This window comes from Limnothrix sp. PR1529, from assembly GCF_002742025.1.
GTDB lineage: Bacteria > Cyanobacteriota > Cyanobacteriia > CACIAM-69d > CACIAM-69d > CACIAM-69d.
The window spans coordinates 341-3,318 of record NZ_LIRO01000054.1 but is presented as its reverse complement, the minus strand read 5'-3'; the positions used below and the strand labels follow the sequence as shown (position 1 = coordinate 3,318).

The following is a 2,978-nucleotide window of genomic DNA, read 5'->3' as shown; positions in this document are numbered from 1 at the left end:
AATCGGTCAACTGCAAAATCTAACAGAGCTTTACCTTTGGGAGAACTACTTGATAGAGCTACCGGCGGCAATCGGTCAGCTGCAAAGTCTAACAGAGCTTTACCTTAGTAACAACGAACTGATAGAGCTACCGGTAGCAATCAGTCAACTGCAAAATCTGACAGAGCTTTCCCTCAGCTACAACCAACTGAGAGAGCTACCGGCGACGATCGGTCAACTGCAAAATCTGACAGAGCTTGGCCTCGGCCATAACCAACTGAGAGAGCTACCGGCGACAATCGGTCAACTGCAAGATCTGATCAATCTTGACCTCAGTGAAAACCAACTGAGAGAGCTACCGACGACAATCGGTCAGTTGCGAAATCTGGTGGAACTTGATCTCAGCTATAACCAACTGAGCCAACTACCAGCGGCGATCAGTCAACTACAGAATCTAACAAGACTTGATCTGAGCAGCAACCAACTGAGCGAGCTACCAGGATTCATTCGAGAGTTGGTCAAGCTCAAAAAGCTGAACTTGCGCAGCAACCCAATCGCAATTCCTCCAGAAATTTTGAGTGAAAAAAATCGGTACGAACCAGGTGACATACAAACAATTCTGGATTTTTATTTCAACAGCCGAAAAAACCCCAAACCCCTCTACGAAGCCAAGCTAATGATTATTGGCGAAGGCGGCGCAGGCAAAACCAGCTTAGCTAAAAAGCTCAAAGATGAAAACTATCAACTTGCAAGTAAAGAAAAATCCACCGAAGGGATTGATGTGTTGCCCTGGGAAGTTCCCCATCTAGATGGAACACCGATACGCGTCAATATTTGGGACTTTGGCGGTCAAGAAATCTACCATGCCACCCACCAATTCTTTTTGACTAAGCGCTCCTTGTATTTGCTAGTAGCCGATGAGAGAAAAGGCGATACCGATTTTTATTATTGGCTTAATATCGCAGAAACCCTTGGTGATAATAGTCCCCTACTAATCATCAAAAATGAAAAACAAGATCGCCAATGTGATCTCGATGAGCGAACCCTTCGTGGTGAATTTGGCAACTTCAAAGAGTCCCTCAGCACAAACCTCGAAACCAATCGCGGACTAGACACCATCCGCGCCAAAATCCAACAGTATCTCAGCAGCCTTGATCATGTTCAACAAATTATTCCTGCTCATTGGGCTAACATTCGTGCCGTTCTTGAAAACCTTGCTCAAGAAGACCCATTTGGACTCAAATTGGCTCACAACTACTTAGAACTCAGAGACTATTTCGACCTCTGCCGTAGCAATGGCTTCAACACTGAAATAGATATGCTGGCTGCCAGCCAATTTCTGCATGATTTAGGTATTTGCCTCCATTTTCAAGATGTCCGATTTCTCAAAAGAATTCTGATCCTGAAACCCGAATGGGCAACCGGCACACTCTACAAAATTCTTGATAACCCAGAAGTCAGAGCCGACTTTGGCCGCTTCAATGACGACACCCTCGAACAACTTTGGAATCGGGGTGACGCAGCAAAAATGCGAGATGAACTCTTGCAACTGATGAAAGAGTTTGCCCTTTGCTATGAAATCCCCGGTTGCAAAGGTCGCTACATTGCCCCCCAACTGCTCGAAAAAGAACGCCTTGACTATGATTGGGACAGCACCGATAACCTAATCCTCAGCTATCGATATACCTTCAAACCCAAAGCCATTTTCCCCCAACTGATCGTGGCGCTCCACGAACAAATCGAGCACAATTGCCACGTCTGGAAACATGGCATGGTGATCACCAACGGCCCCGCCCGCGCCGAAATCATTGAAGACGATCGCTACTACGAAGCCGACATCACCATCCGCGTTTCTGGCTCCAACAAACGCCAACTGCTGACCATTGTTGGTCACGAACTCGACAAAATTAACCGCAGCTACGAACGCCTCACCACCGAAGTCCTAATCCCCTGCAATTGCAGCCAATGCAAAGGCAGCCAAACCCCCCACACCTACTCCTGGGAAAGCCTGCAACGCCGCCTCGCCAACGGCCGCCGCACCGTCGAATGCGACCAAAGCTATGAAGATGTCGATGTGCGCCGCCTCATCGACGACATCGCCGAACCCCAACCCCGCGAAAACCTCGACAAAATGGAGAGATTCGATCAGTACAACCAATGCCAATCCGCCTCCCCATTCAGCCCCACAATCAACATCTACAACCGAAACGACAATCAACCCATGACCACCAACATCACCCAAAACCACCACGGCAGCGGCGACAACGTAGCAGGCAACAAAACCGTTAACAACTACCACGCCCCCCAAACCCCCGAAGCCGCCCAACAGGCAATCCAAGACCTGCTGAAACAACTGAAAATCGACGAACAAACCACCGCCGCCAAACTGCAAACCCAAGTCACGATCCAAGATTTGGAATGGCAGCAAACCCTCTGGGCCGCCCTCAAAAATGCCGGCCCAGAACTCGCCAAAAGCGCCGTAGCGATCGCCCTCACCAGCGCCGGTTTACCCGGCGCGATCGCCGCTGCCGCCTTTAACGTGGTGGTCGAAGGAGTGCGCGGCGGCCTGGAAGCCCGCGAAGCCCTGCCCCCCGGTGAAGATAACCCCTTTGGAACACCAACCTTTTGAGCTGCAACGCTTCCTAAAAACGCCACAAAAAAAGAGGCAGAAAAATCCCACCCCTTGCGAGTTTCTCTGCGGCATTGCTCCCATATCCCCAACATTCTTAGGGGATAGGCTCCTACAATTGGAGCGGTGATGTGAGGGGGCGGCGGCATGGAACGGGCGGAGTTGTTGGCGCTGCTGGAGCAGGCGAAGTCGGAGGGCTGGACGGAGCTAGATCTTTCACTGAAGAGATTAAAAGAATTGCCAGTAGAAATCGTTCAACTGCAAAATCTGACATCGCTTAATCTCAGCAACAACCCACTGAGTCAGCTACCGGCAGAAATTGGGGAACTGCAAAATCTGACAGAGCTTTACCTCAGCTTCAACCAACTGA

General features: G+C 49.8%; 2 protein-coding genes. Both read left to right on the top strand.

Going from position 1 to position 2,978, the window contains the following annotated elements; genetic code table 11:
• The coding region (locus tag AMR42_RS08585) for a COR domain-containing protein (RefSeq protein WP_099533042.1) at window positions 1-2,608 on the top strand (2,608 nt) is incomplete at its 5' end.
• A 162-nt stretch (window positions 2,609-2,770) separates the two neighbouring features.
• The coding region (locus AMR42_RS20835) for a leucine-rich repeat domain-containing protein (protein WP_199858128.1) at window positions 2,771-2,978 on the top strand (208 nt) is incomplete at its 3' end.